The organism is Peptidiphaga sp., from assembly GCF_057238965.1.
The window spans coordinates 1-5975 of sequence record NZ_DBHHEV010000115.1 but is presented as its reverse complement, the minus strand read 5'-3'; the positions used below and the strand labels follow the sequence as shown (position 1 = coordinate 5975).

The following is a 5975-nucleotide window of genomic DNA, read 5'->3' as shown; positions in this document are numbered from 1 at the left end:
GGACTGGGGCAGGCTGACGGCGCAGAGCGCTTCCGCCAAAGCGATCCGCCCGGCGCCGATCCCGCCCTCGAAGGGGCGGCGTGCGCGACGAATGCGCGCGAGGCGATCTTCTGCATCATTCCGGCGTCGCTGGCCAATCGAAGGTACATTCGCGACGCGGACCTTTACGCGCGCGTGCGGCGAGCAAAGAAAGTCGGCGTCGTCAACCCGCTGGCGTATTCGGCGGACCGGAGCCTCAAACGGACGTTTTATCGCTTGGCCAACGGCTTCAACCAGCGGCGGCGGATGCGTGCGTGGTATCCCGAGCCGACCGACTCGGGATTCTGAGAATTCGGTGCTGCTCGGAATTCGAGGTTCGAACGCGCCGAAGCGCCTTCGCCTCTTCGGCGGAGGGCGTTCGTTTCTCAGTCGAGGGCGCCGGTCGCCTTGGCGAGAAGGGGATGGATCGGCAGAACATATGTGCCGACGAATTCTTCGACGTTGCCTCCGAGCCAGCGCTTGAACTTCAGCACGGGGGCGTCGGGCGCGGTCTCGTCGAAGATCCCGGACACGCCGAAGGTGTTGTAGACCGACAGTCCGTTGTCGCAAGCCCATTTGAACATCGCTCGCTCAACGGGATAGTCCCTCCCGTAGGCGGCAAAACGCTTGTCCATGCCGCCTAGCAGCAGAATGAGCTCGTCTCCGAAGCGGAAGCTCAGCGCGGCGTTGAACGGAATGCCGTCGCCGTGCTCGTCGAGGGTCTTGCGGGCCTGCTCCTCTTGAGAATCAAGCGTCGTCAAACGCTCGCGCAACTGCTCCAGCTCCCTGTCCCTTGCCTTCGTGGCTTTGCGGCCTTCAAGCAATTCGATGCGCTTGAGCGACTCCTGCCGCTCGTCGGCGATCTGCTCGAGGTAGCGCGAGGGAAAGAGATAGGCGACGCACAGGAGCGCCCGCTCCGGCCCGAGTTCGCGCATGAGCTCGGTGTAGAACGCCCTGCTCGAACCGGAGATGCCGTGCATCGTCGTCCGATCGGCCGTCGATTCGTGGAGCTTGTCGAAGACGTCGAACTCCTCGGGCCGCAACAGGCGCGTCTCGACGCCGTAGCGCCCTTCGTTGTGGAAGCGCCGCCGCAAGCCTTTCGCCAAGGTCGCGGTGGCTTCGTCGAACGTCTTGCCCGATATGTCTTTCGTGTAGATGTATCGGATCTGTATGTCCGGCTGCTCGTAGAACTCCTTCGTCAGGCGGGTCGCCCCCAGCTTGGCGAAGGTCTCCTGCGCCTTCGCCGCCACGGGGTTGTCCTCGACGACCTTGATGTCCTCGTAAAAGGCCCGCGGAAGCAGCGGATTGAACCGCAGGGCGAGCACCCGGGGGTTCTTCTTCAGATGGCGCTTCAAACCGGTGAAAAACGCTTCGATCGCGGCGGTGTCCTCCCAATCGAGCAGCGGCCCGTAGGCCAGTTGCGCCCTCCAGAAGACCTTCTTCCACGGCTGGTAGGCGAGCACGCCCGCCCCTGCGATTTTGCGTTCGGCGTCGTCGACGACGCCGACGTATTCGACCTTGTGCCCTTGCCTTTCGCGAACGCGGGCGAACTCAACGCTCTGGGGGATGAAGACTCGGGGGCGAGATTCCTCGAGGAAACGCGCATATGCCTTGGGGGTCAGTAGGACGAAACGCATGGAGTCCATCCTACCGGGAGCGAGGTCCGCGGAAGAAAGCCGAGGCGCTGCGTGTGCGGTGCGTCGAGGAGCTGCGCCCTAAGCCCGATTCGCGGAGGAAAGCTGACCGGTTGCTGTGCGAGTTTGCAGAGAATGCTGCGTTCATTACCGTTCGGCGAGCGGGGTAACCTAGGCCGATCGGCCGTGTTGCGGGGCTGCGCGGCTATTTCGACCCTGTAAAGTGCGGACTTTTCGGCAGCGGCATATGGGCCAGGCAAAATCGCTCCTGTAGTCTTTACGCATGGCTATGAAGCAACCGGACATGTCGTCTCTCACGCCCGAGGAGATCGCGCAGTTGCGCAAAGCGCAGAAGAGGCGCTTCATCTTGGCGCTCGCACTCGGAACGATCATGGCGATTCTCGGTTACTTCGCGGGTCAAAAATTGGCGGGAGGCGACACCAACGGAGCGGGCGCGGTGCACACCGACGCCGCGATCACGGCCGTGACGGGTGAGCGCACGCCTACCGCCGCGGACTTTGAGAGAACGGAATAATTGTGAAACGCAAAAAGTCCGGGGAAAAGCGTCGGACGCCCTCGGCGGTGGCGGCCCTGGGGGGCAAGCCGATTGAGATCGCGAGAATTGACGGAGACGCCGAAGCCTGGCTCGCCGTTTTCGCCGACAGGATCGCGGTGGCGACGGACAAAGAAACCGAAGAGCGGCACTGGTTCGAATTCGAACGTGCGACGTGGAGCGGGAACACATTGACGATGCCCTTCGTCGATTGGAACATTCCGGCTTTCGAGCTCAAGCTCGCCGACGGCGAAGAGGACATAGCGTTCGTCGTCCGAGAACGCCTCGAACGTTCGATCGTCGTTCGCCGCAGCTCCAAGTTGCCGTCGGGCGCCGAAGTTCGGGCGATGGTCAGACGCGACGATAAAGACGACCTGTTCACTCAGGTCATCATCGACGGACGCGCGAAAGAAGAGGACGAGCAGGCGATCGCCGAACTCGAAGAGACGCTGCGCGACATCGTCGGGCTCGAGCCCGACGGCGACGAAGGGTGGGGGGTCTCCGACGATCCCTCGCCGGAGTCGGCTCTGCGAGCAGACGACGCCGACGCGGCCGATCCTCAGGCGTCCCCAGAGGAGGCGGAAGGGGCCCGCAAAAAGGAGCCGGAAGAGGACTGCGCGGACGTCGAGGCAGCCGACGAGAAGTCTCAGACCTCGGCCGAAGCGGACGTTGTCTCGGCGGAGCCGCTCGCTGCTGCGCCTGCAGAATCCGTCGAGGAGGCTGGGGCCGCAAGAGCCCTTGAAGCCGTCGAGGCCGTTGGAGATGCGGAAAATGCCGAGGCCGCGGAAGTCCCTGAACCTGTCGAGGCTGCTGAGGTCGCCGGAGATGCGAGAGCGGATGAAGCGGTCGGTTCGGCGAACGGGCCCGAAGTCGGCGTCGCAGCGGCTGCGCAGGGCGCCGACGGCGCGTTTTCAGGCGAGGCGCCCGAGTCGGAGGCGAGCTCCGCAGGCGCCTCACACGCGCCGGGCGCGCTTGCCGTTTCGGAGAGCGAGGCGAAGCAGGAGAGCGCGCCAGAGCTGGAAAGCCCGACAGAATCGGAGAGCGCCCCGGCCCCGGAGAGTCCTTCGTCGACCGCGCAGGACGTCCCGGCTCCGGAAAGCGATCTCGAGCCGGAGGGCTCTGTTTCGCCAGACGCGGCGGCTCCGGAGAGCGCCCCGGCCATCCCGGCCGTCTCGCAAAGCTCAGCCGCTCCGAAGAGCGAGCCTGAGACGGAGAGCCTGACGCCGTCGGGCGTTGAGGAGTTGCCCGGCGCCTCCGTCGGACTCGCGAATCCGAGGGAGGCAGGGGTCGGGGAAAGCTCGGCGGACGCATCCTCGAATTCTCCGAGAGGCGGCGCTGAGCAGCCGTCGGCGGCCGCCCCTGCGACGAATGCAGATGCTGCGACGAATGCAGATGCGGCGACGAGTACGCGTGCTGCGACGAATGCACATGCCGCGACGAGTGCAGATGCGGCGTCGCCTGCAAACGCAGTCGAGACAGACGCCGAAGGCCCCGTGCCCGACGCGGAAATTCGCGGATCGGGGCCGGAGTCTCCCGAAAGGGGCGAGGCCTCCTCGACATGACGGCGTGCCGTTTCCAGCGCGAAGCGAAGCGCCGCGGCAGGGCACCGCAAGTCTCTGTGATGCAAGGCACCGCAATGAGATTGGCGGCGATCCGCTGCTGCTGCTAAAGTTTTCGTGTTCGCGATCCCGCGTAGCTCAATGGCAGAGCATTCGACTGTTAATCGAACGGTTGCTGGTTCGAGTCCAGCCGCGGGAGCCGACGCACAGGGGTGAGGCTGTCCGCTTTCGCCCCTGTTTCGCATAATACTCGGATCCGACCGCTCAGCAGACGCAGAAGCCGTGCGCGGACAAAGGCGCCGGGAGCCCGCCCAGGGGCGAATACGGTTGCCCGCCTCCATGGAAGAGACCTCGGGCCCCGTCGGATCCCGCACGACTGTTAGGAGCGATGTCCATGGTCTCCGTTGTCCCCTACCGCGCAGAGCACCGTGAAGCGCTGATTGAGCTCTCTCTGAGGGCGTGGGAAGACGTCTTCCCTCTTATGCGCGAGTCCGTGCCGGGATTCGTCTACGAGTGCTTCTATCCGGCGGGATGGGAGCGCCGCCAGTCCGACGACGTCGCCTTCGTGCTTGACGCCGAGTCCTCCGGCATCGACGTCGCCCTCGACGGCGAACGCCCTGTCGGATGGGTCTGCACGCGCATGCACCCCGAAGACAGCATGGGCGAGGTGTACATTCTCGCCGTCGATCCCCGGTGGCGGAGGCGGGGAATAGCCCGTCGGCTCATCGAACGGGCGGAGTCGCGCACCCGGGGGCTGGGAATGCGGATGCTCATGGTGGAAACGGGAGGAGACCCCGGCCACGCACCGGCTCGAGCGACGTACGAAGCGGTGGGATTCGAACGGTGGCCGGTGGCCAGATACTTCAAAGACCTGTCGGGGCCCTCCGACGCCGCTCAGGCACGCCGGCCTTCTGCTCGGGCCGATGTGCCCTAGACTTGATCCATGACTTTTCGACCAATTCGCATCGTGGGCGATCCCGTCCTGCGCACGCCGTGCTCACCCATTGACGAAATCACGCCGGGGGTGAAGGCGCTGGTCGAAGACCTCGTCGAGAACGTCGACATGGACGGACGCGCAGGCCTCGCAGCAAATCAAATCGGTGTCTCTTTACGCGCATTCTCTTGGAACATCGAAGGTGAGATCGATTACATTCTCAACCCGGTTATCGTCGAGCTTTCCGACGACGAATTCCAAGACGGCGAAGAAGGGTGCCTGTCTGTCCCGGATCTGTGGTTCCCGACGAAGCGCGCGTTGTACGCCCGTGCCGAGGGATCCGACCTTGACGGACGGAAAAAGGTCGTCGAAGGCGAAGGTCTCATGGGACGATGCATTCAGCACGAAGTCGATCACCTTGACGGGCATCTGTACATCGACAGGCTCGATCGGGAGACTCGGAAGAAGGCGATGAGGGCGATAAGGGACCTCTGAGGGTCGGCACGGACGTCGGCCGCGCACCGGCGGCGGTTTTCTTTTGCCTATGGCGTTTTCCCTCGTGATGTGGCACGATAGGAGGGATTCCTCCGGCAGGGTGACAAGGGGAAAGCCACCTAAAGGAGGAACGCCATGAGTGCAAAACACGCCACCCGAGGCGTCATATTCATACACTCGGTATCGCCCGCCGTTCGGCCGCACGTCGAATGGGCGGTGTCCAGTGTGCTCGGATACGACGTGCGGTTTGAATGGACCGCACAGCCAGCGTTGCCTTCGATGAGCCGCGCTGAGGTCTCTTGGGTGGGCGACGTCGGAACCGGAGCGATGCTTGCCTCCGCCCTCGGCGGGTGGGAGCATCTGCGCTTTGAGGTCACCGAGGATGGAACAGCGGTGAGCGAGGGCGGGAGATGGTCAGCCACACCCGGCCTCGGGATCTTCTACGCCCAGACGGACCTCATGGGCAACGTCGTCGTGCCGGAAAATCGAATCCGCGCTGCGATCGACCAGGCGGGGGGAGACGCGCACGAGATGCGTCGCTTGCTCAATCTTGCCCTCGGGCAGGCTTGGGACGACGAGCTCGAGCCTTTCCGCTACGCCGGTGCGGGCGCGCCGGTTCGGTGGCTCCACCGAGTCGGGTGAAGCCCGGTCCGCGGCGCCTGCGATGACTTGCCGTGACAGTCGCCTCCATCGATGAGCAGGACCCCGCCGGGGTCCTGCTCATCTGTTTCGCCGCTGTCCGTCTAGGTTCGATCCTTCTCCGCCAGATCGAGGAGCTCGCC

General features: G+C 64.4%; 6 protein-coding genes, 1 tRNA gene and 1 pseudogene. 7 read left to right on the top strand and 1 reads right to left on the bottom strand.

Annotated elements, in window-relative coordinates; all coding sequences use genetic code 11:
* Positions 1–327: pseudogene (locus ACO48X_RS10420) on the top strand (hypothetical protein); the annotation flags it as partial.
* Positions 328–404: 77 nt separating this feature from the next.
* On the opposite strand, the gene ACO48X_RS10415 reads toward ACO48X_RS10420, so the two are convergent.
* Positions 405–1655, bottom strand: coding sequence for a lipid II:glycine glycyltransferase FemX (locus ACO48X_RS10415; protein ID WP_485002022.1), 1251 nt, complete (start codon positions 1653–1655; stop codon positions 405–407).
* A gap of 280 nt (positions 1656–1935) precedes the next feature.
* Here ACO48X_RS10415 and ACO48X_RS10410 point away from each other — a divergent pair, with 280 nt between their 5' ends.
* From ACO48X_RS10410 to ACO48X_RS10385, 6 genes are all read left to right on the top strand, one after another.
* Complete coding sequence (locus ACO48X_RS10410; RefSeq protein WP_485002021.1) at positions 1936–2187, top strand: hypothetical protein; 252 nt, start codon at positions 1936–1938, stop codon at positions 2185–2187.
* Positions 2188–2189: 2 nt separating this feature from the next.
* Positions 2190–3767 (top strand): hypothetical protein, encoded by a 1578-nt coding sequence (locus ACO48X_RS10405; RefSeq protein WP_485002020.1) that lies wholly within the window; start codon positions 2190–2192, stop codon positions 3765–3767.
* A 124-nt stretch (positions 3768–3891) separates the two neighbouring features.
* Positions 3892–3963 (top strand) — tRNA-Asn (locus ACO48X_RS10400).
* Positions 3964–4158: 195 nt separating this feature from the next.
* Positions 4159–4698: a GNAT family N-acetyltransferase gene (locus ACO48X_RS10395; RefSeq protein ID WP_485002019.1), complete on the top strand. Its 540-nt coding sequence runs from the start codon at positions 4159–4161 to the stop codon at positions 4696–4698.
* A gap of 9 nt (positions 4699–4707) precedes the next feature.
* A complete protein-coding gene (def, locus tag ACO48X_RS10390) occupies positions 4708–5193 on the top strand; it encodes a peptide deformylase (RefSeq protein ID WP_485002018.1) in 486 nt (161 codons plus the stop codon).
* Between the two features lie 135 nt (positions 5194–5328).
* A complete protein-coding gene (locus tag ACO48X_RS10385) occupies positions 5329–5835 on the top strand; it encodes a DUF3145 domain-containing protein (RefSeq protein ID WP_484991870.1) in 507 nt (168 codons plus the stop codon).
* Positions 5836–5975 lie beyond the last annotated feature (140 nt).